Source organism: Streptomyces sp. NPDC005393, assembly GCF_040606675.1.
Classification (GTDB): Bacteria; Actinomycetota; Actinomycetes; order Streptomycetales; family Streptomycetaceae; genus Streptomyces.
Genome location: NZ_JBEXFG010000054.1, coordinates 14,024 through 34,837, shown reverse-complemented (window position 1 = coordinate 34,837; position 20,814 = coordinate 14,024). Strand labels below are relative to the sequence as shown.

Below are 20,814 nucleotides of genomic sequence, written 5' to 3'. Positions count from 1 at the left end.
CCTCAGCGTCTTGGACCAACTGCTCGCTAAGCACGCAGAGTTAGTCCTATCGTCACATGCATCCGGATCGGGGTTTTCTGGCAACCAGTCAGGGCCTGCGTCATCAACCCCCGCCTTCGCGGGGAGAGGGAGCGCTGCCTCCCGGGCTCACGCACCTGAGCGTCGGCCCACCTCCGCCTGCGCGGAGACCTCAAACCTACGGCACCACACCGCCCCAGCGCGCCCCCGTCGCACGCTTTCCCTTCACCGATCGAGGTGCCTTCTCGCCATGCCCGCTGATCCCCAAGACGACCACTTCGACCTCCGCACACGCCCCTGGCTTCCCGTCCGGACCAGGGAAGGAGGCGCCGCATCCAGCGTCAGTCTGCGCGAGCTCCTGCTCAACGCCCACCGGATCGACGGGCTCACCGTGGGGCTCCCGCCGGCCGCCTCGGGCCTGATGCGCGTGCTGTGCGCGATGGCCGCACGCATCACCGGCCTCCACACGGCGTCGAACACCGCCGACTGGCAGGATCTGCGCTACGACATGCTGGAGGCGGAGCAGGGCTTCCACCCCGCATCGGTGGACGACTACCTGAGCGAGCACGGCAGTCGGATGCGCCTGCACGATCCCGTCCGCCCGTTCCTTCAAGACCCCCGGCTGGCCGACGAGTCCCCCAACCACTCGGGCGTCAACAAGCTGGTGATGGCCCGCCCCGCCGGCAGCAATCAGGTCTTCTTCGGACACTTCACCGACGCCGACCAGGTGGCCATCCCGTCCGCGGAGGCGGCCCTGCACCTCATCGCGCAGCTCTACTACGGCCCGTCCGGCCAGTGCACACCGCGCACCGTCTCCGGCAAGCGGTTCGGGAACACCTTCGCCGGGCCGCTACGACGGGCCATGTCCTATCACCCGCAGGGTCGGTCGCTGTTCGAGACGTTGCTGCTCGGTATCCCGGCCCCCAGTACCTGGCCCCAGCCCAGCACGGCCGGGACGGCCGGGACGGCCGGGAGATCCGCAGTGATGGACGCCTGCCCGTGGGAGCGTGAAGAACTCCCGAATCCGCTGGCTTCACCCTCCGGAGCCGTCGGTCCGCTGTCGGCGCTCACCGAGCAGTACCGGCACGCGATCCTGCTTCACCCGGGGCCCGACGGCGAGAGCGTCGTGGACGCCACGATCACCTGGGCGTTCCGCGAGAACCGTCCGCCGCACACCGACCCGTACCTGATCTGGGACGAGGGCAAGGACGGCACGCTGCGTCCCCGCGACGCCGAGGCCGAGCGGTCGCTGTGGCGAGACCTGGACGCGCTTGTCCTACTGAACCGGGGCGATGGGGGGAAGCGGCCGCTCGTCCTGGACGGCCTGGTCGGGCAGATCCCGGAACCCGCCTTCCACACGCTGCGCGTCTGCGCCTACGGCTTCGACCAGGACGGCCAGACCCGGGACCGCACCTACTTCAGCGCTTTCACACCGCCGCTCTTCGCTCTGCTCGAAGCCTCGGACGAGTCGGCAGACAACAAGCTGGCACTCGGGGTGAAGGAGGGCAGGGAGGCGGCGGAAAAGGCCGCCCAGCGCCTGGTGTTCGCGCTCCGTGTCGCCTGGCGTTCGTATACGACCCCCTTCACTGACGACAAGCCGGGCAAGAGGGATAAAGGCGGCGGACCCTGGCCTGACGCGGCGCTGGCGGCGTACTGGCCGGCGGCCGAGGAGCTCTTCTGGGACTCCCTGGACTCCCGCGACTTCACGCACGCGATGCGGTCGTTCGGCCGTCTCGCCCTGCGGATCTACGACGAGGTGACCAGGCCGGTCGCGGGCACCCCACGCGGCGCGAAGGCCCGCGAAGGTGCTCGGGGGCTGGTGCGCGGCCTCCTCGACCAAGGCGTCCGGCAGCCGCGCCGCCCCGCCGGGACGACGCGGGCGACGGACAAGGAGAGGACATCAGCATGACCACAACCGCCACGCGGGACACCAGGAGTGACGCCCCTCCTGAGCCCCGTATCCCCTCCCTGGAGCCCTACGACAGCTTCGTGGCGGACGTCCGCGCGCAATGCGCCGACTCGGGCACCCAGCAGGCACTCCGTCGCGGGCTGGCCAAACCGGTGGACGAAGTCCCCGCTCGTACGCACGCGGCCCTGCTGCGAGGCGGACTGGTTCCGGACGACGCCAGAGGCCCCCGGCGGCGGGCCTACTACGCCGTGGCCGCCCTGATCGCGGCACGGCCCCGCACCCAGCGCCTGGCGGACGCCGACAGCGCGGACGCCCAGGCTTCGGCGGCGGCAGCCAGAGGCAAGGCGGGCGGGGCAGCCCAGACAGCCGGGGCGGCCGACACAGCAGAGGCGGGCCACGTCGCGGCGGTCCCCGGCGGCGACGCCGGCGCTCCGTCCGCCACCGCGGGATTCCGGCCCTCCGGCACCAGCCTCGGGGAGAGCCTGGCCGTGGCCGTCACGCGCCAAGGGCCGGAGGGGATCAAGGAAAACGGGGCGGAGGCCCGGCTCCATCTGATGGTCCGGCAGGAGGCCGACGGCATCCACCGCATGCTCCCCGCCGTGCTGCGCCAGCTGGGTTCGGCCGGTGTCGCGGCGGACTACGCCTGTCTGCTGCGCGACCTGATCGCGTGGCACCACTACCGCGACTCGGTGGCGACCCGCTGGCTGGAGGACTTCTACCGCACCCTGCGCCGCGAGAAAGCCGCCGCGACCGAGGACCGGGCCGGTTCCGGAAGACGAGACGCTGACGACGGCACCGCCGCCCCTTCCGCCGACCCGGCCACGTAACACAGGGCCACGCTTCACACCCACCTATCTACGTCAGCTTCACGAAAGGACCCGTGCGATGACCGCACCCGCCGCCACCACGTCGGACAAGCCCCGCTTTCTGGACCTCCACATCACCCAGACGCTCCCGTACAGCAACGTCAACCGGGACGACCTCGGGTCCCCCAAGACCGTCACCTTCGGCGGCAGCACCCGCACCCGCGTGTCCAGTCAGGCGTGGAAGCGGCCGACTCGGCTCGCCGTCGAGGAGCAGATCGGCGAACAGGCCGTACGGACCCGCCGCCTGCCGCAGCAGGTCGCGGGGGAGCTGACGGAGAAGCGTGGCTGGCCCGCCGAACTCGCCGAACTCGCCGGCGCGCAGATCATCCGCTCCACCGACTCCAAGCTCGCGCTGGAGAAGGGCGACCGGACCACCGCCTCCCTGCTCTTCCTCCCCGGCACCGCGGCAGCCGCGCTCGCCGACATCGCGGAGGAGCACCGCGAGGCGTTGGAGAAGGCCCTCGGCAGCAAGACCGCCGCAGCCAAGGCTCTGCTTCCCAAGGACGCCATCCATGAGGTTCTGCGCTCACGCAACGGCTCTATCGCGCTCTTCGGCCGGATGCTCGCCGAGATCCCCGGTGCCGGAGTGGACGGCGCGGTCCAGGTCGCCCACGCGTTCACCACCCACAGCACGTCCGTTCAGGCGGACTTCTTCACGGCGGTCGACGACGCCGACCAGTGGGCCACGGACGCGGGCAGCGCCCACATGAACACCGGCGAGTTCAGCAGTGGCGTCTTCTACCGCTACGCCACCCTCGACCTCCGCGACCTCACCGGGAGCGTCCCCGAGCCCGGCACCGCGCGCACTCTCGCCACTGCCTTCGCCACAGCGTTCATCAGCACGCTGCCGTCGGCCAAGAAGACCTCCACCGCCCCGCACACCGCCCCCGACCTTGTGCACATCTGCGTCCGTGCGGACCGGCCGCTCTCCCTCGCCGCCGCCTTCGAAAAGCCGGTACAGGCCCGGTCGGAGGGCTGGGGACGGTCCTCGCGGGAGGCCCTCAACGACTACGCCACCCGCATCCAGCGCCTGCTGGGCGACGCGGGGGTTGTCCACAGCGCGCACGCCTCCGTCGACGAGAAGGCGTGGGACGGACTCGGCGAGCAGGTCGCCTCCTACCCGGAGCTGATCGCCGGAGCCGTCGCGGCCGTCTGGCCCGCGGAAGGGGCCGACCGGACGTGACCGGGTTCCTGATCCAACTCGGCGCTCCACTCCAGTCCTGGGGCGAGCACAGCGCCTTCACCGATCGCGACACGGTGGCACACCCCACCCGGTCCGGTCTGATCGGGATGCTCGCGTCCGCCCTGGGCATCCCGCGCGCCGAGGCGACCGTGGACGCGACCGCCATCACGGACGCCGGCGACGACACATCCGCACCGAGCTTCGCCCGGCTCACCCGGCTCCGCTTCACTGTACGGACCGACCGCCCCGGCACCCGTCTGCGCGACTTCCATACCGTGGGCGGCGGATACCCCCAGCACCGGACCGTTCCCACCGCCAAGGGCGGCCGACGCAGCGGTGACACAGCGACCATCGTTTCCCGCCGCCACTACCTGAGCGATGCCGTCTTCACCGTCGCGGTCACCGCCCCCGGACAGGACGACGCCCTCCTCGCCGCCTGCGCCGAGGCACTGGCCGCCCCCCACTGGCCGCTGCATCTGGGCCGCCGCTCCTGCCCGCCCGGCGCGCTGCTCCTGCTCCGCGCCGACGTACCCGACCCGGTCTCGGAACTCGACCGCGTCCCCCTTGCCCGGCCCAAGCCGCGGACCGTGGCCGAGGCCGAGGCCGACGGCGGAGAGCCCGCCGCCACCGTCACGGTGCGTTTCAGCGCGGATTCGCCCTTCGCACCGGACACCGGCACCGCACCCTCCGGCAGGGCCTCCGTGACCATGCTGAACGACGAGCCCATCCGCCTCACCGCACGCGACCGCGTACACCACGCGCGCCCCGCGTACACCACCAGCCGACGGCTGCCGGCCGCCTTGTGCGGCGGCTACGGCATCGACTACCTCGATGCCCTCGGCACCTACTTGGACCCTCTGCGTCCTGGAGGAAATGCCTCATGACCACCGCAGCGTCCGCCTCCCCTGACACAGTCGCGGAGGAGGCCTGGCTGACCCGGCTCCTGCTCAACTCGGGCAACCGACAGGTCCAGCACGACCTCCGCAACGCCGCCGCCCTCCACCGCCGCGTCATGACGCTCGTCCCCAACAGGCTCGGCGGCAGCCCGCGGGCCCAGGCCGGTGCCCTCTTCCGGCTCGACACCGACGGCATCGGCGCTCCCGTCCTCCTCGTCCAGACCCGCGTGGCACCGGACACCGCGCAGCTGCCTGCCGGATACGCACAGGCACAGACCCGCACGATGCGCGCCCTGCTCGCGGCGCTGCGCCCGGGTCTGCCGGTCCGGTACCGCTTCCTCGGCAACGCCATACGGCGCTGCGGACGCAACAGCACCGTCGGTAAGTGGAAGCAGGCCATTCCGCTGTACGGGGAGGACGCCGAGCGATGGTGGGCCGACCGCGCGGCTGCCGCCGGACTGGATCTGCACACCGTCCTGTCCGGGACCGCCGACGCCCTCACCGCCTGGCATCGCCTCAAGGACCACTGCGACCACCGTGACGGCCGTGGCCCCAAGACGCAGATCAAGGGCAGCGGTCAGGCGACCGAGACCCTACGGGTCGCCCACGCGGCGACCCTCTTCGAAGGAGCCGCCACGGTACGTGATCCCAACGCACTGCGCGGCGCCCTGCTCCACGGCATCGGCCGCGGTAAGGCGTACGGATGCGGGCTGCTCAGCCTTGCGCCCGGCGGCCCGGAGGCGTAGCGCGCCCCATGACGGCCACTCAGCATACGAAGACCTCCGCGCGGCGCCGGATCGCCGCCCCGACCCTCGCGATGCTGCCCCGCATCGGCGACTCCCTGTCCTTCCTCTACGCGGACGTTGTACGCATCGTCCAGGACGACACCGGCGTCTGCGCCGAGACCACCTCCGCCGAAGGTGAGGTGACCCGCGTCTACCTGCCGACCTCGGCGCTCTCGTGCCTCCTGCTCGGCCCCGGCACCTCCATCACCCAGCCCGCCCTCGCCACCTTCGCCCGGCACGGCACCAGTGTTGTGTGCACGGGGTCCGGTGGCGTTCGCTGCTACTCCGCGACCACGCCGGACTCGCTCACGACCCGCTGGCTGGAACACCAGGTCCACCAGTGGAGTGATTCGGAGCGTCGCCTGGCCGTGGCCAGGCAGATGTACCTCATGCGATTCAAGGTGCAGGTACCGGCCACCAGCACCTTGCAGCAGTTGCGCGGCATGGAGGGGCAACGCATGAAGGCCCTGTACAAGCTGCTCGCGCAGCAGCACCGCATCGGCCGCTTCCGTCGCGTCTACGACCCCGCCGCCTGGGACGACCAGGACCCGGTCAACACCGCTCTGTCCTCGGCCAACACCTGCCTCTACGGAATCGTCCACGCGGCGCTCGTCGCCTTGGGCTGCTCGCCTGCGCTCGGCTTCGTCCACCAAGGGGCGCAGCACGCCTTCGTGTACGACATCGCGGACCTGTACAAAGCCGACCTGACCGTGCCGCTGGCGTTCTCCCTCCACGATTCGCCGCAACCGGAAGGGGAGGCGCGACGTCGGTTCCGCGAAGGGCTGCGGCTGTTCAAGCTGCTACCGAGGATCGTGGCCGACGTCCAGACGCTGCTCGCACCAGACGAGGCCGAACCACTGCCGGACGGACACTCCGTCGACATGGTCAGCCTCTGGGACCCCGTGGCGGGCGCCGTTCCGGCCGGTGTCAACTATGCCGCCGAAGCGGAGCCGGAATGAAGCACCGCCGCTGCCCGCCGCCTCGGAAGGCCCTTGAGAACCCATGCCGTCCATGACCGTCCTGGCCACGACCGCTGTCCCCGACCACGTCCGAGGCGCTCTGACCCGTTGGATGATCGAGCCGACTCCGGGCCTTTACGTCGGCACCCTCTCCGCCCGCGTCCGAGAGGAGCTCTGGTCCGTCGTGCGCGCCTCCATCGGCGCCGGAGCCGCGGTCCTCGTCCATCCCGAGGCCAACGAACAGGGCTTCGCCCTCCAGACGGCGGGTGAACGACGCCGTATACCGGTCGACTTCGATGGGCTCACGCTGGTGGCGTTTCGGCCCGATGAATGTCAAGAAACGGCAAAGTCGTTGTAGAGTCGCAGGTCAGGAAGTGTGCTCGCCCCGCGCAGGCGGGGGTGGTGTGGACGACGTAGGACGTGGTGCCGTCTTTCCAGTGCTCGCCCCGCGCAGGCGGGGGTGGTCCGAACCAGGACGGTTTTAGAACCTTGGTCATCTTGTGCTCCCCGCGCAGGCGGGGGTGGTCCGCCGCGCGCTTCCAGTGCCTCTGTGAACTCGCCGTGCTCCCCGCGCAGGCGGGGGTGGTCCGCCTGGGCCAACCGGCCCAAGGAGACCGCCGCTGTGCTCCCCGCGCAGGCGGGGGTGGTCCGATGCTGACCGGGGCGTTCGGCATGCTGGGCACGTGCTCCCCGCGCAGGCGGGGGTGGTCCGCACACCTTTGATCCCGTGACGGACGATCCGGAGTGCTCCCCGCGCAGGCGGGGGTGGTCCGGTACTCAAGGGCTTCTCGGTCGGGATCAAGAAGTGCTCCCCGCGCAGGCGGGGGTGGTCCGGCCATCCCCGGCGCCACCGGCACCGGAGACGCGTGCTCCCCGCGCAGGCGGGGGTGGTCCGTATCCCGAACGGCAGCTGGACGCCGCGGCGGTGTGCTCCCCGCGCAGGCGGGGGTGGTCCGCAGACCTACACCTTGAACGCGGGGTCGATTGCGTGCTCCCCGCGCAGGCGGGGGTGGTCCGTGGGCGGCTCGGCCGGTATCAGCGGGCTGGGGGTGCTCCCCGCGCAGGCGGGGGTGGTCCGGCGTACTGGCGGCATCGGATGATCCGGGACTAGTGCTCCCCGCGCAGGCGGGGGTGGTCCGGTTCCTACGCGCCCAAGGTTGCCCGGCGGGAGGTGCTCCCCGCGCAGGCGGGGGTGGTCCGCCGACACCGTCCCGGCCCCCGCTCGCCCGGCTGTGCTCCCCGCGCAGGCGGGGGTGGTCCCGGGTCCCATGGGGACGGCAGGGCGATGGTGGCGTGCTCCCCGCGCAGGCGGGGGTGGTCCGGTCGGGCTGTAGAGGTGCCCCCGGTCGAGCGCGTGCTCCCCGCGCAGGCGGGGGTGGTCCTACTGCGTACGCCACATGTGCTGCAGCAGGATCGTGCTCCCCGCGCAGGCGGGGGTGGTCCGACCGTGGCCCTGTGCTGGCTTACCTGCCTCATGTGCTCCCCGCGCAGGCGGGGGTGGTCCGGCGGTGGGGATGGCGGGGGCGTGCCCGGCTTTGTGCTCCCCGCGCAGGCGGGGGTGGTCCGTCCTCACCCCAACTGTCGGAGTCGCCGAGGGTGTGCTCCCCGCGCAGGCGGGGGTGGTCCGAGCCCAGGTCAGGACGGCGATGACAAACACCGGTGCTCCCCGCGCAGGCGGGGGTGGTCCGTCCGGGGAGAGCGAGACTCTGTGCCGCAACGGGTGCTCCCCGCGCAGGCGGGGGTGGTCCGAAGACCACCACTCACATTCCCCTGACGTGGGGGTGCTCCCCGCGCAGGCGGGGGTGGTCCGGTTTACGCGAGGCTCGCGGACACTCCCTGCCGGTGCTCCCCGCGCAGGCGGGGGTGGTCCGTGTGAGGGAGTTGTGTAGCCGTGATGGGTCTGGTGCTCCCCGCGCAGGCGGGGGTGGTCCGTTGGGGTTCAGCTTCTTCAGGACGCCCATGCTGTGCTCCCCGCGCAGGCGGGGGTGGTCCGCGCACGGGCGAACTCTTCCTGACTCAGCAGCAGTGCTCCCCGCGCAGGCGGGGGTGGTCCGGGACGCCGACCATGGCTGAGCCGTTCGCACTCGTGCTCCCCGCGCAGGCGGGGGTGGTCCGTACCCAGTGGTACGGCGTGTCCTGCTGCTCAGGTGCTCCCCGCGCAGGCGGGGGTGGTCCTCATCATGGGGCCCCGTCAATTCGGGCGGGGCCGTGCTCCCCGCGCAGGCGGGGGTGGTCCGCGCTGCATGGCGGCCTGCAGCTCCTCGGCGGAGTGCTCCCCGCGCAGGCGGGGGTGGTCCGCTCGGGGAGTAGCCGGTGCGTACGCGACTCGAGTGCTCCCCGCGCAGGCGGGGGTGGTCCGCACCAACCGGAAGTGTGGAGAATGCCGATCGAGTGCTCCCCGCGCAGGCGGGGGTGGTCCTGCCTCTTCGGCCTCTTTCCCCCACGCGAGAATGTGCTCCCCGCGCAGGCGGGGGTGGTCCGCCTTCCTGGTCGTCCTCGGGTCCCTCGGGGCCGTGCTCCCCGCGCAGGCGGGGGTGGTCCGCACGACCACCTGCGCCGGGTGCGGGTCGGCAGGTGCTCCCCGCGCAGGCGGGGGTGGTCCCGCCTCGGGTGCCGGGGTGACGCTGTCGTCCATGTGCTCCCCGCGCAGGCGGGGGTGGTCCGTTCCTGGATGAGGTGTGGGACTACCGGGCCGGGTGCTCCCCGCGCAGGCGGGGGTGGTCCGACGTACTCGCTGGAGAACGAGCTGCCGAACGGGTGCTCCCCGCGCAGGCGGGGGTGGTCCGGCGTTCATGGGGGGCGGCAGCTCCTCCTCGGGGTGCTCCCCGCGCAGGCGGGGGTGGTCCGCCGATCGCGGCCAGCCCGGTGGCCACGGGCACGTGCTCCCCGCGCAGGCGGGGGTGGTCCGCCGCGGGGGGTCGGGAAGCTTCTGGTCGTCGGGTGCTCCCCGCGCAGGCGGGGGTGGTCCGGCCATCCCCGGCGCCACCGGCACCGGAGACGCGTGCTCCCCGCGCAGGCGGGGGTGGTCCGTCAGGCATCAGCCGCCGCCGGCCCGTAGGTGGGTGCTCCCCGCGCAGGCGGGGGTGGTCCGCCACACCTGCTTGTCGATGCGGCGGACCTGCGGTGCTCCCCGCGCAGGCGGGGGTGGTCCGACCACCGCCCAGTCGGCGGGCATCGCGGCGGGGTGCTCCCCGCGCAGGCGGGGGTGGTCCGACGATCTCGGTGTGGTCACCACCGCCCGCGCCGTGCTCCCCGCGCAGGCGGGGGTGGTCCGTGGAACTGGGGCCGGGGGAAGTGGAACTGGGGGTGCTCCCCGCGCAGGCGGGGGTGGTCCGGACTCGCGTATCCGGCCTCCACGGTCGGTGCGGTGCTCCCCGCGCAGGCGGGGGTGGTCCGACAAGGGCGGGCGTGGTCTTCCAGAACGAGGAGTGCTCCCCGCGCAGGCGGGGGTGGTCCGCCCGTGCCGAGGCGTTGGTATCAGATCAAGCGGTGCTCCCCGCGCAGGCGGGGGTGGTCCGGGACATGGCGGAACCGAGGCAGTACACGACAGGTGCTCCCCGCGCAGGCGGGGGTGGTCCGTCGGCCCGCACTGGGACGCCGTACGCGCCCCGGTGCTCCCCGCGCAGGCGGGGGTGGTCCGAAGGTCAGGGTCAAGGTCAAGGGCAAGTGGCAGTGCTCCCCGCGCAGGCGGGGGTGGTCCGCGCACGGGGGTGGCCACGGCCGCGAACCAGTGGTGCTCCCCGCGCAGGCGGGGGTGGTCCGCGCCCGCAACTGGCGAACCACCTCACCAGCATGTGCTCCCCGCGCAGGCGGGGGTGGTCCGACGAAACCGCCCCCGGTGTCCGTCCCCTGTGGGTGCTCCCCGCGCAGGCGGGGGTGGTCCGCCGGGATTCGTGAGGGTGAGGCCGGACTGAACGTGCTCCCCGCGCAGGCGGGGGTGGTCCGAACAGGGCCTCGGCATCGTGGGTGGGGGCGGGGTGCTCCCCGCGCAGGCGGGGGTGGTCCGCCGCCGCCGAAGCCGCCGGAATCCTCCGCGAAGTGCTCCCCGCGCAGGCGGGGGTGGTCCGGCCGACTGGGAGAAGGTCTACCGCCACTACGCGTGCTCCCCGCGCAGGCGGGGGTGGTCCGCCTACGCGGCGCAGCTGCTGAGCATCGCCAACGTGCTCCCCGCGCAGGCGGGGGTGGTCCGTCAGGCATCAGCGGCCGCCGCCGGCCCGTAGGGTGCTCCCCGCGCAGGCGGGGGTGGTCCGGACATGGTGAAAGTCAGGTCGCATGCGGGCTGGTGCTCCCCGCGCAGGCGGGGGTGGTCCGGCGCGGGTCTCGCGGCCCGCGAGGCGGAGACGGCCGCCCCGGTGATCCGGGGCGGCCTGTTGGGTGTCCCGGGGTGGGATGAGCCGGGCCGTGGAGATGGCGGCTACGCGCCGAACTCCTCGGCCCGGAGGCCACCGATGAACTCGTCCCACTGGCCTATGTGGAAGCTGAGTTGGGGCCCGTGCCGGTGTTTGGAGTCCCGCACGTGGGCGGTATCGGGACTGGCGGCCACCTCGACGCACATGCCGCCCTCGCCGCTGCTGTAGCTGCTCTTGAACCATGCCAGCTCGGACGGGCCGTCTTCGACTCGCTTGTTGCTCACGTTTCTCCCCGCAGTTTCTCGATGAATTCCAGCGACCCTCGTGGAGAGAGAGCCTGCGCCCTGATGATCCCGTAGCGCTGTTCGAGCGTGCGGACCGCTTTGCGATCCGTCAGCAATCTGCTGATGTCCTGGACCTCTACGTAGGCCATCATCTGGCGCCCCTTGGGCTCCACAAGGCGAAAGGACCGCCGGCGCCGGCGTGATCCTCCAAACCGGTTGGCATCACTTGGAGTTCTACATTCCGCATCTCGCCGATGTGCAGTAGCTGTTCCAACTGCCCACGCATCACGGTTCTTCCGCCGCACGGGCGGCGTAACACCGCCTCTTCGGTAACGAAGCTCATGATCGGCGCCGGTTGACGGGAGAGGATTGCCGGGCCAGTCGGGGCGGATACCCGCTGCTGGATGGTTGCCTCGTCCAGCATGGGGCGTTGCACGGTGAAGACGGCACGGGCGTAATCCGCGGTCTGGAGCAGCCCGTTGATCACTTGGTTCTCATGCGCGTGGAACTCAACCGCCTGCGCCTCCAGCATTGCCGCGCCCCGGAAGAACGCCGGGAGCTGGACGTTCGCCACCTCGTCCTTGGCGGCTCACAGAACCCCGAACGCCTCCAGCGCCTCGTCCGCCGCGTCCAGGGCGCCGGTACACCTCCGGCGACATGTTCATGATCAGGGTTGTACTCCCACGTCCAGGGGCGACTCAACGCTGCCCCTGGGCAAGCGCGGCCCTGGCGGCGTCGAGGATGCGGCCGAGCTCGGTGGCGGCCTTACGGGCCTGATCGGCGTCGCCGGTCGTGGCCAGATCCTCCAACTCACGGAACCGCTCGGCGACCGACGGCTGACGCTGGATCTGCACATAGAGCGCCCACTGGGCCGTGAACCGCTGCAGCGGAGCCAGGTCGGCCCCCTGCCGGGCCTGGTCGGCGGCCTGGTCCAGCTCCCGGGTGAAGGCGGGCAGGGCGGCGGGGGCGACCTGTGCGACTGCCTGACGAAGAGCGGTGACGGTCGCCGGTGGCTGCGGGATGCGCGGCTGCTCGGGCGCGCTGGTGGTCATGATGTCTCCCATGGGCGGGATTCTGATCCGTGCGGTCAGCGTACCCAGCGCGAACGCGGGTGCGGTCAGTCATTCGAGTGACGCGACGGGTGACGGCCGAACCCCGGGCCGGGGCGCCGGGCCCCGTGCGATTCTGTAGGAATCCCACAGCGTGCCCGAGGCGCCCCTGTGGGGCCCGGGGTCCCCGTACGGACCTCCGGCCCGATAGTTTGCGTATGTCAAGAGGCGTTCCATAAGTTCCAACAGAGAAGGTGGTCCCTTGAGCCGCTCGGTTCTCGTCACCGGAGGCAACCGCGGCATCGGCCTCGCTATCGCCCGTGCCTTCGCCGACGCAGGCGACAAGGTCGCCATCACCTACCGGTCCGGTGAGCCGCCCGCCGGCTTCCTCGCGGTGAAGTGCGACATCACCGAGCCCGAGCAGGTCGAGCAGGCGTACAAGGAGATCGAGGAGAAGCACGGCACGGTCGAGGTCCTGGTGGCCAACGCCGGGGTCACCCGTGACCAGCTGCTGATGCGGATGTCGGAGGAGGATTTCACGACCGTCCTCGACACCAACCTCACCGGTACGTTCCGCATGGTCAAGCGGGCCAACCGGGGCATGCTGCGAGCCCGTAAGGGGCGGGTGGTCCTGATCTCGTCCGTCGTCGGCCTCATGGGCTCCGCCGGCCAGGCGAACTACGCCGCGTCCAAGGCGGGCCTGGTGGGCTTCGCCCGCTCCCTCGCCCGTGAGCTGGGCTCGCGCAACATCACCGTCAATGTGGTCGCGCCCGGATTCGTCGACACGGACATGACGCGCGCGCTCAGCGACGAGCAGCGCGAGAACATCGTGAAGCAGGTACCGCTCGCGCGTTACGCGCAGCCCGAGGAGATCGCCGCCTCGGTCCGCTTCCTGGCCTCCGACGAGGCCGCGTACATCACTGGAGCCGTCATCCCTGTCGACGGCGGATTGGGCATGGGTCACTGAACGTCATGAGTGGAATTCTCGCCGGTAAGCGCATCCTGGTCACGGGCGTCATCACCGAGTCGTCCATCGCCTTCCACGCCGCCAGGCTCGCCCAGGAAGAGGGCGCCGAGGTCATCCTCACCGGGTTCGGCCGGGTCTCCCTGGTCCAGCGGATCGCCAAGCGGCTGCCCAAGCCCGCGCCGGTCATCGAGCTGGACGTGCAGAACCAGGAGCAGCTGGACGGGCTGGCCGACAAGGTGCGCGAGCACCTGGGGGAGGGTGTCGACCTCGACGGTGTCGTGCACTCGATCGCCTTCGGCCCGCAGGGCGCGTTCAACTTCCTGGAGGGCAGCTGGGAGGACGTCGGCACGGCCGTGCATGTCTCGGCGTACTCCCTCAAGGCGCTCACCATGGCCTGTCTGCCGGTCATGCCGCGGGGCGGCTCGATCGTGGGGCTGACCTTCGACGCGCAGTTCGCCTGGCCGAAGTACGACTGGATGGGTGTCGCCAAGGCCGCGCTGGAGTCGACCTCCCGCTACCTCGCCCGCGACCTGGGTGAGAGGAACGTGCGCTGCAACCTGGTCTCGGCCGGGCCCATCAAGTCCATGGCCGCCAAGTCCATCCCGGGCTTCGAGGAGCTGGCGGACGTGTGGAACCACCGCGCCCCGATCGGCTGGGACCTGACCGACCCGGAGCCGGCCGGCCGTGGCGTCGTCGCCCTGCTGTCCGACTGGTTCCCGCGCACCACCGGCGAGATCGTGCATGTCGACGGTGGCGTGCACATGATGGGCGCCTGAGCCCACACCCGTGACGCGTGACGTGCGCCCGTCCTGATGAGCCCATTCGGGCCAACAGGACGGGCGCACGGGTGGCGCGCCACGCAGGGTGGAGTACGTACGACGAACCGACTCGCGGAGCGACAGCACGGCCGAGGAGGTCCCGCCATGCGTACGACCCGGCGCGTCGCGTCCGCAGTACTGATCGTCGCCATGGCCGGCCTTGTCATCGCCGCCTCCAGCTCCGTCGCTCAGGAGCGGCCCCGGCACCGCGAGGCGGCCTGCAGCACCCGGGTGCGCGGCTCGCACGCCACCGCCAGCTGCTTCAACCCCTACCCTCGCGCCGACCGGGTGCAGCTGCATGTCGAATGCGCGCGCTGGTGGGACCCGGACATGGACGCCCGCCCGGTCGAGGTCGGCCCCGCCCAGCACGTTCAGCTCGCCGAGCGCTGCTGGAAGGAGATACGGAAGGCCTGGGTGAGCCACCGCTGAGCCTGAGCCACCGCTGAGCCTGAGCCACCGCTGAGCGTGCGGCCCGCGCGCGGGTCTCAGCGGTCGGCGAAGCGGCAGCCGAAGGGGTGGGTGCTCGCCTCGGCCGCCGCCCGCTCCCCGTCCCGCTCCCGGATCGCCTCCACCAGCCGGGCGTGGTCCATATGGGTCTCGGGCCGCATGTCACCGGAGACGTCCGCACGCAGGAAGTCCCGTACGACCGCCCCCAGATCCGCGTACAGCTCCGCCAGCACCTCGTTGTGGGAGGCGGCCACGACCGCCATGTGCAGCGTCGCGTCCGCCTCGACGAAGGCCTCCCGGTCGCCGGACTCCCAGGCGCGTTCGCGCCGGTCGAGCTGGGCGTCGAGCTGCTTGAGGTCCTGTTCGGTACGGCGCTCCGCGGCCAGCTGGGCCGCCTTCGTCTCCAGGGCGCTGCGCAGCTCGGCCACATGGCGGGGGTCGGCGCCCGCGAAGCGGCGGTGCATCACCCCGGCCAGCTCGCTGGTGGCCAGCACATAGGTGCCCGAGCCCTGCCGGATGTCCAGCAGGCCGTTGTGCGCGAGCGCGCGCACCGCCTCGCGCACGGTGTTGCGCGCCACCCCCAGCTGCTCGACCAACTCGGGCTCGGTCGGAATGCGCGAGCCCACCGGCCACTCGCCCGAGGTGATCTGGGCGCGCAGCTGGGCGATCACCTGGTCGGCGAGGGCGGAGCGCCGGGGTGAGGTCAGCGGCATGACTCTCCTGTGCCTGGGCCGGGGATACGGGGGCTCCCATGATGCCGTCCGCCTGTCACCGGGCGGTGACAAACCCCTGGACACCCATTCATCCCATCATTCTATGATGATGTCCATGCCACCCCACGACGACCTCGCGACGCTCGACACCGAGGCCCCCTCGACCCGGGAACCCGAACCGCGCCGCGCGGCCTCGCCATGGCGCGGCCGCGTCATGGTGGTCGGTCTTCTGCTCGCCGCCCTCAACCTCCGCCCCGCCGTCACCAGCCTCGGCCCGCTGCTGGAGGAGGTACGCGGCGGCCTCCGCATGAGCGGCACCGTCGCCGGGCTGCTCACCTCGATGCCCGCCGCGTGCTTCGGGCTCTTCGGGGTCACCGCGCCCCGGCTCGCCCGCCGCTGGGGGCCCGGCGCCGTCGTCTGCGCCGGTCTCGCCGCCATCGCGACGGGCCTGGCGCTGCGCCCCTTCGCGGGCGGGACCGCCGCCTTCCTGGGCGCCAGCGCGCTCGCGCTGGCCGGGATCGCCGTGAGCAACATCCTCATGCCGGTGATCGTCAAGCGCTCGTTCCCCGACCGGGTGGGCTCGATGACCGGCCTGTACTCGATGGGCCTGTCGCTCGGCACCGCGTCCGCCGCCGCGGCCACCGTGCCGATGACCGACGCGCTGGGCGGCAGCTGGCGGGCCGGGCTCGGGATGTGGGCGCTGCTCGCCGCCGTCGCCGCGCTGCCGTGGCTGTTCCTCGCCCGCGACCGTACGCACCGCCCGGAGCCGGCCGCCCCCGTACCGGAGACCACGGCCGCCCACGCCCCGGAGAACGGGCCCGCCGGGCGCGCGGCCCGGATCACCCGCAGCCCCACCGCTTGGGCCATGGCCGTCTTCTTCGGCCTCCAGTCCACCGCCGCGTACATCACCATGGGCTGGATGCCGCAGATCTTCCGCGACGCGGGGGTCTCCGCCTCCACCGCCGGTGTGCTGCTCGCGATCACCATGGCGATGGGCGTGCCGCTGGCCTTCGTCCTGCCCCGGATCGCCGCCGGGCTGCGCAACCAGGGCGTGCTGGCGGTGATCCTCGGCGTCTTCGGGCTCACCGGCTACGCCGGGCTGTGGCTGGCCCCGGCCGCCGGCTCCTGGGCCTGGGCCGTACTCCTCGGCGTCTCCAACTGCGCCTTCCCACTCGCCCTCACGATGATCGGCCTGCGGGCGAGGACCGGCGCGGGCGTGGTGCGGCTGTCCGCCTTCGCGCAGAGCACCGGCTATCTGCTGTCCATCCCGGGCCCGCTCCTGGTCGGCACCCTCTACCAGCACAGCGGCGGCTGGGGCCGGCCCCTCGCGCTGATGGCCGGGCTCATGGTGCCGCAGATCCTGGCGGGCGTCCTGGCCGGGCGCGACCGCACGCTCGAGGACGAGATCTGACCCCTGCGGACACCCGCCGCCCCGGGGCGGGGGAGCCGTCGGAGGGTGGGACACTGTTGCCATGCCCGTGCTCGATGAGAACCCCCCGAACGGTCAGAAGAAGCTCCTCATCATCTTCGGTGTGATGATCGGCATCACCGCGGTCATCGCCGTGATCGCCACCCTCGCCTCGCCCTGACGACCATGCCTGACGACCGCGGGGGTGGGGCTGGCACCACCATCCCTTAGGGGGCCAGGGTCAGGGGTAACTGGGTGGATCACCGGATGGGAGCCGCCCCGCCCGCTCCGTACTGTCGAAGCATCCGACAGACGGCGACCCCGGAGGCGATCCCCATGCCCGCCGCTCCCCACACCAGGCCCGCCCACCCGGCGGACAGCAGCATGGAGATCAGGCTGCCGTGGTGGGCCATCGCGCTCCCGGCCCTCGCCTTCGCGGCGCTGCTGCTCCTGCTCGCCGGGCCCACCGAGGCCCATGCGGCGAGCGGCTCCGGGGCGCTCCCGCACTTCCTGGGGCTGGTGCACCAGGCGCTCGGCCACGCGGCGCCCTGACCCGTCGCGGCGGTGACCTGCGACCATGGGGCGGTCTCGTGCACCGCACGTCAGGTGTGCTCACCTTTGGTGAGGTCGTTCCAACACCCTGCGCCTCGCCCACTGATTCATGCGAAGCTGGGACGCATGAGCGTCGATGTGCCCCGCAGGATTGTCCTTCTTCGACACGCCAAGGCCGACTGGCCCCAGGTGCCAGACCATGAGCGCCCGCTCGCGGAGCGTGGCCGCAAGGACGCCCTGATCGCCGGGCGCCGGCTCGCGGAAGCCGGTCTCACCCCCGAACTGACCCTCTGCTCCACGGCCGTGCGTACCCGCGAAACCTGGAAGCTCGCGGTGCACGAGCTGCCGCACCGCCCGAAGACCGTCTACGAGGAGCGGCTGTACGACGCCTCGCTCGGCGAGCTGCTCGCGGTGCTGAACGAGACCTCGGACGACATCACCGATCTGCTGCTCGTCGGCCACAACCCCGGGATGCACGCCCTCGCCGACGCCCTCGCGAACGAGGCCGAGGAGGGCACCCGCGAGCGGATGAACCGCAGCGGGTTCCCCACCTCCGGGTTCGCCGTCGTGACCTTCAGCGGCTCCTGGAAGTCCGTCGAGCACGGGGTCGGACGCCTCACCGCCTTCTGGGCGCCCCACGAGTGATCCCGGCGCACCGGCCCCCGCCCCGCCGCCGCGGACCGGGGGGCGGTGCGCGCCCGGTCGGTCCTCGGGCCGGCTGGTCCTCGGGCTGGTCAGTCCTCGTGCGCGTCCGCCGCTTCGACCTCTTCGCGGGTCACGCCCAGCAGATACAGCACCGTGTCGAGGAAGGGCACATTCACCGCGGTATGCGCCGCCTCCCGCACCACCGGCTTGGCGTTGAAGGCGACCCCGAGCCCGGCCGCGTTCAGCATGTCCAGGTCGTTCGCACCGTCGCCGATCGCGATCGTCTGCATCAGCGGCACCCCCGCCTCGGCCGCGAAGCGCCGCAGCAGCCGCGCCTTGCCCGCCCGGTCCACCACCTCGCCGACCACGCGCCCGGTCAGCTTGCCGTCCACGACCTCCAGGGTGTTGGCGGAGGCGAAGTCCAGCCCGAGCCGCTCCTTGAGATCGTCGGTGACCTGGGTGAAGCCGCCGGAGACCACGCCCACCTGGTAGCCCAGCCGCTTGAGGGTGCGGATCAGCGTACGGGCGCCGGGCGTGAGCCGTACTTCGGCGCGCACCTTGTCCACCACGGACTCGTCGATCCCCGCCAGCAGCGCGACCCGCGCGTGCAGCGACTGCTCGAAGTCCAGCTCACCGCGCATCGCCCGCGCCGTGACCTCGGCGACCTCGGCCTCACACCCCGCGTGCGCGGCGAAGAGCTCGATCACCTCGTCCTGGATCAGGGTGGAGTCCACATCCATGACCACCAGCCGCTGCGCCCGGCGCTGCAGCCCCGACGCCACCACGGCCACATCGACGCCGATGTCGGCGGCCTCGGTGGCGAGCGCGGTGCGCAGCCGCTCCGTCGCGGCGCCGGACACCTCGAAGTCCACGGCCGTCACCGGGTACTTGGCGAGCCGGAAGATCCGGTCGATATTGCCGCCGGTGCCCGTGATACGGGACGCGATGGCGGCCGTCGCCTCGGCGGTCAGCGGATTGCCCAGCACGGTGACATGCGACCGGCCCGTACCGCGCGGCCGGTTGTCGCCCCGGCCGGAGATGATCTCGGCCTGGAGCCGCATCGACTCGGCCCAGCTGTGCACGGTGGCCCGTAGATCGCCCTCGCCGCCGCCGGCCGTGGGGGCGGTCACCAGCACGCACAGCACGATGCGGCCGCGGGTGACGACCTGCTCTATGTCGACTATGTCCACGCCGTAGGCGGCGAGGGTGTCGCAGAGCCCGGCGGTGATACCGGGGCGGTCCTTGCCGAAGATCTTGACAAGGAGAGTGGGTGCATCGTCGTCCGGGACGGCGGCAGGAGGGATCTGCGAGGTGCTCATGGTCTTCCCACCGTATCCGGACGTCCCCGCGGCGCGCGCGGCAGCCCGCCCCGTGGACGGCCGCCCGAGGCGGAACGTTCATTTCCGGGTCGCCGCCGCGTCACCGTCACGCCCGTCGTCCCGGCGGGCGAGGGGCGCGGCCCGCCGGCCCGCGGCCCCCGTGGCCCATGCCGTCAGCGCCCCCACGGCGCCCGCCGCCGCTCCCCACACCGCGCCCAGCGCCAGCGCCCACGGCACGCTGCCGTGCAGCTCGAGCCCGGCGCCGAAGGCGTCGAAGCCGAGGACCGACAGGCTCGCGCCCGCCGACACCCGGGTCAGCCACACCAGCAGCGGCAGCGCGAGCGCGGTCACGACGCCGAGCCGCAGGGCGCACCGCCCCGCGTAGCCGAGCGGCCGGTCGGCCCCCACGGGCGTACGGGCCGCGGTGAGCACCCCGGCGGCGAGCATCATCAGCACGCTCGCGACCACGAGCAGCCATACCCGGCTGTCGAGTTCGGCAAGCCGCCCGACCGTGAGCGTCGTCCCGGCCGGTCCGGAGAGCAGATCGTCGACGGGATCGGGCAGCACATGGGCCAGCGCGCCGCTCGCGGTCCCGTGCCACGGCACGAACAGGCCGAGCGGTATCCCGAGCCACACCCCGTTCGGCGCGCCGAGCAGCGCCGCGCCGAGCACCAGCCTCGGATGGTCGTCGCCGACCGCCGCGTACACCGCCGCCGCCAGCCCGGCACCGACCGCGAGCACCAGCGCCCCGCACAGCGCCGAGACGGCCGGCCGGACGGTGCGGTGCAGTGCCTCCCCGCCGGGCGGCAGCGGCGTACGGCGCGAGGCGAGCAGCGCGAGCAGCAGTACGGCGGTGATCCAGACCGCGCCGGCCGGCAGCGAGCGGCCCGCCGCGACGGTGAAGCCCACGGACGCCTTGGCGTCGACGAGCTCGGCCAGCCGGTCCGGCAGCAGCCCGCCGCCGATGTCCGCGATATCGCCGAGCTGATCGGGGAGCCGGTCCAGCAGCCCGCCCTCGCCGTGGGGCTTGCCGAGACCGAGCGTGGCACCGTTGATCGTGACCGTATCGTTGCCCGCCCAGGTGAGCCCGGCGAGCAGCAGCAGAAAGAGGACGATCACCGCGCCCGCACGCGCCGCGAGTTCGGCCCAGCCGATCACCGTCCCCGCCGCCCGCAGGGACCGCAGAAACAGCCATCCGAGCAGCAGTGCGCCGACCAGGCTTACCCCAAGTGGCGTGATATCGATGGCGGTATGGGCCTCGGCGCCCTTCAGCCCGAAGGTCTCGATATCTCCTGACGGAGTGACGGAACCGCCCACCGCAAGCACCGTCGCGGCGGCGGTCATCGGGCCGAGCGCACCGGCCCCGTCGGCGCCGATCAGACGCAGCCCGAGCGCGGCGATGCCCGCCATGGCCAGAAAGGCCCAGCTCACCGTGGCGACGGCGGTGAGCAGCACATGCCCCCAGGGCATTCGCCCGCCGCCGCTCGTGCCCATGCCGTCGACCCCCCGATCGAAGCGAGTTGCCCGGATAAACCATGATCCGCACTATCCGTCAGCGCTTACCACTTTCCGAGGGCCTTTCGGATGAGTGGCGGTGTCCGAGATGCGGTCTTGTCAAAACCCGACTTCCGGTTAAGGGACTGAGCC

General features: G+C 72.2%; 19 protein-coding genes, 1 pseudogene and 1 CRISPR repeat array. Of the genes and pseudogenes, 14 read left to right on the top strand and 6 right to left on the bottom strand.

Annotation, left to right across the window (positions count from 1 at the left end; translation table 11 throughout):
* The first annotated feature begins 268 nt into the window (after window positions 1-268).
* Genes casA through cas2e form a run of 7 tightly spaced genes read left to right on the top strand, consistent with a single transcriptional unit; the run spans window position 269 to window position 6,974 of the window.
* On the top strand, window positions 269-1,927 hold the full coding sequence (casA, locus tag ABZS71_RS30690) for a type I-E CRISPR-associated protein Cse1/CasA (protein ID WP_356215252.1): 1,659 nt from the start codon (window positions 269-271) through the stop codon (window positions 1,925-1,927).
* A complete protein-coding gene (gene casB / locus ABZS71_RS30685) occupies window positions 1,924-2,754 on the top strand; it encodes a type I-E CRISPR-associated protein Cse2/CasB (protein WP_356215250.1) in 831 nt (276 codons plus the stop codon). Before casA ends, casB begins: the two co-directional genes overlap by 4 nt.
* 58 nt (window positions 2,755-2,812) lie before the next feature.
* Window positions 2,813-3,976 carry a type I-E CRISPR-associated protein Cas7/Cse4/CasC gene (cas7e, locus tag ABZS71_RS30680; protein WP_356215248.1) on the top strand — a complete coding sequence of 388 codons (1,164 nt, stop codon included), beginning with the start codon at window positions 2,813-2,815 and terminating at the stop codon, window positions 3,974-3,976.
* Window positions 3,973-4,860 carry a type I-E CRISPR-associated protein Cas5/CasD gene (cas5e, locus tag ABZS71_RS30675; protein ID WP_355859394.1) on the top strand — a complete coding sequence of 296 codons (888 nt, stop codon included), beginning with the start codon at window positions 3,973-3,975 and terminating at the stop codon, window positions 4,858-4,860. The genes cas7e and cas5e overlap by 4 nt, the downstream gene beginning before the upstream one ends.
* Window positions 4,857-5,618 carry a type I-E CRISPR-associated protein Cas6/Cse3/CasE gene (locus ABZS71_RS30670; RefSeq protein WP_356215246.1) on the top strand — a complete coding sequence of 254 codons (762 nt, stop codon included), beginning with the start codon at window positions 4,857-4,859 and terminating at the stop codon, window positions 5,616-5,618. Before cas5e ends, ABZS71_RS30670 begins: the two co-directional genes overlap by 4 nt.
* Window positions 5,619-5,626: 8 nt before the next feature.
* Entirely contained in the window at window positions 5,627-6,616 is a 990-nt protein-coding gene (gene cas1e, locus ABZS71_RS30665) for a type I-E CRISPR-associated endonuclease Cas1e (RefSeq protein WP_356215244.1), read from the top strand.
* 43 nt (window positions 6,617-6,659) lie between these two features.
* Window positions 6,660-6,974, top strand: a complete 315-nt coding sequence (gene cas2e / locus ABZS71_RS30660; protein WP_356215242.1) for a type I-E CRISPR-associated endoribonuclease Cas2e — start codon at window positions 6,660-6,662, stop codon at window positions 6,972-6,974.
* 20 nt (window positions 6,975-6,994) lie between these two features.
* A CRISPR array of direct repeats spans window positions 6,995-10,927; the repeat unit is 29 nt; unit sequence GTGCTCCCCGCGCAGGCGGGGGTGGTCCG.
* Between the two features lie 103 nt (window positions 10,928-11,030).
* On the opposite strand, the gene ABZS71_RS30655 is transcribed toward cas2e, so the two are convergent.
* From ABZS71_RS30655 to ABZS71_RS30645, 3 genes and pseudogenes are all read right to left on the bottom strand, one after another.
* Window positions 11,031-11,249 carry a DUF397 domain-containing protein gene (locus ABZS71_RS30655; RefSeq protein WP_355856472.1) on the bottom strand — a complete coding sequence of 73 codons (219 nt, stop codon included), beginning with the start codon at window positions 11,247-11,249 and terminating at the stop codon, window positions 11,031-11,033.
* Window positions 11,246-11,781, bottom strand: a pseudogene (locus ABZS71_RS30650) (DUF5753 domain-containing protein). The gene ABZS71_RS30655 and the pseudogene ABZS71_RS30650 overlap by 4 nt, the downstream one beginning before the upstream one ends.
* A 166-nt stretch (window positions 11,782-11,947) precedes the next feature.
* Window positions 11,948-12,301 (bottom strand): DUF6247 family protein, encoded by a 354-nt coding sequence (locus tag ABZS71_RS30645; RefSeq protein ID WP_356215256.1) that lies wholly within the window; start codon window positions 12,299-12,301, stop codon window positions 11,948-11,950.
* Between the two features lie 259 nt (window positions 12,302-12,560).
* Between ABZS71_RS30645 and fabG the strand changes: the two genes are divergently transcribed.
* The 3 genes from fabG (at window position 12,561) to ABZS71_RS30630 (ending at window position 14,512) form a co-directional block, all read left to right on the top strand.
* A complete protein-coding gene (gene fabG, locus ABZS71_RS30640; RefSeq protein ID WP_355856487.1) occupies window positions 12,561-13,265 on the top strand; it encodes a 3-oxoacyl-[acyl-carrier-protein] reductase in 705 nt (234 codons plus the stop codon).
* A gap of 5 nt (window positions 13,266-13,270) precedes the next feature.
* Complete coding sequence (fabI, locus tag ABZS71_RS30635) at window positions 13,271-14,041, top strand: enoyl-ACP reductase FabI (protein ID WP_356215239.1); 771 nt, start codon at window positions 13,271-13,273, stop codon at window positions 14,039-14,041.
* 147 nt (window positions 14,042-14,188) lie between these two features.
* Window positions 14,189-14,512 carry a hypothetical protein gene (locus ABZS71_RS30630; RefSeq protein ID WP_356215237.1) on the top strand — a complete coding sequence of 108 codons (324 nt, stop codon included), beginning with the start codon at window positions 14,189-14,191 and terminating at the stop codon, window positions 14,510-14,512.
* Between the two features lie 56 nt (window positions 14,513-14,568).
* Here ABZS71_RS30630 and ABZS71_RS30625 read toward each other — a convergent pair whose 3' ends face one another.
* Window positions 14,569-15,243 carry a FadR/GntR family transcriptional regulator gene (locus ABZS71_RS30625; protein ID WP_355856496.1) on the bottom strand — a complete coding sequence of 225 codons (675 nt, stop codon included), beginning with the start codon at window positions 15,241-15,243 and terminating at the stop codon, window positions 14,569-14,571.
* Between the two features lie 109 nt (window positions 15,244-15,352).
* On the opposite strand from ABZS71_RS30625, the gene ABZS71_RS30620 reads away from it, so the two are divergent.
* From ABZS71_RS30620 to ABZS71_RS30605, 4 genes are all read left to right on the top strand, one after another.
* The gene (locus ABZS71_RS30620) at window positions 15,353-16,654 is read left to right on the top strand and encodes an MFS transporter (RefSeq protein WP_356215235.1); all 1,302 of its coding nucleotides are present in this window, start codon (window positions 15,353-15,355) and stop codon (window positions 16,652-16,654) included.
* Window positions 16,655-16,715: 61 nt separating this feature from the next.
* The gene (locus ABZS71_RS30615; protein ID WP_355856502.1) at window positions 16,716-16,832 is read left to right on the top strand and encodes an SGM_5486 family transporter-associated protein; all 117 of its coding nucleotides are present in this window, start codon (window positions 16,716-16,718) and stop codon (window positions 16,830-16,832) included.
* A 155-nt stretch (window positions 16,833-16,987) separates the two neighbouring features.
* Window positions 16,988-17,203, top strand: coding sequence for a hypothetical protein (locus ABZS71_RS30610; protein ID WP_356215233.1), 216 nt, complete (start codon window positions 16,988-16,990; stop codon window positions 17,201-17,203).
* Window positions 17,204-17,329: 126 nt separating this feature from the next.
* A complete protein-coding gene (locus tag ABZS71_RS30605; RefSeq protein ID WP_355856508.1) occupies window positions 17,330-17,848 on the top strand; it encodes a histidine phosphatase family protein in 519 nt (172 codons plus the stop codon).
* Between the two features lie 89 nt (window positions 17,849-17,937).
* Here the strand turns inward: ABZS71_RS30605 and serB are convergent, their stop codons facing one another.
* Together serB and ABZS71_RS30595 are read right to left on the bottom strand one after the other, a co-directional pair.
* Window positions 17,938-19,167 carry a phosphoserine phosphatase SerB gene (gene serB / locus ABZS71_RS30600; protein WP_355856511.1) on the bottom strand — a complete coding sequence of 410 codons (1,230 nt, stop codon included), beginning with the start codon at window positions 19,165-19,167 and terminating at the stop codon, window positions 17,938-17,940.
* A gap of 78 nt (window positions 19,168-19,245) precedes the next feature.
* Window positions 19,246-20,661, bottom strand: coding sequence for a streptophobe family protein (locus ABZS71_RS30595; RefSeq protein ID WP_356215231.1), 1,416 nt, complete (start codon window positions 20,659-20,661; stop codon window positions 19,246-19,248).
* Window positions 20,662-20,814 lie beyond the last annotated feature (153 nt).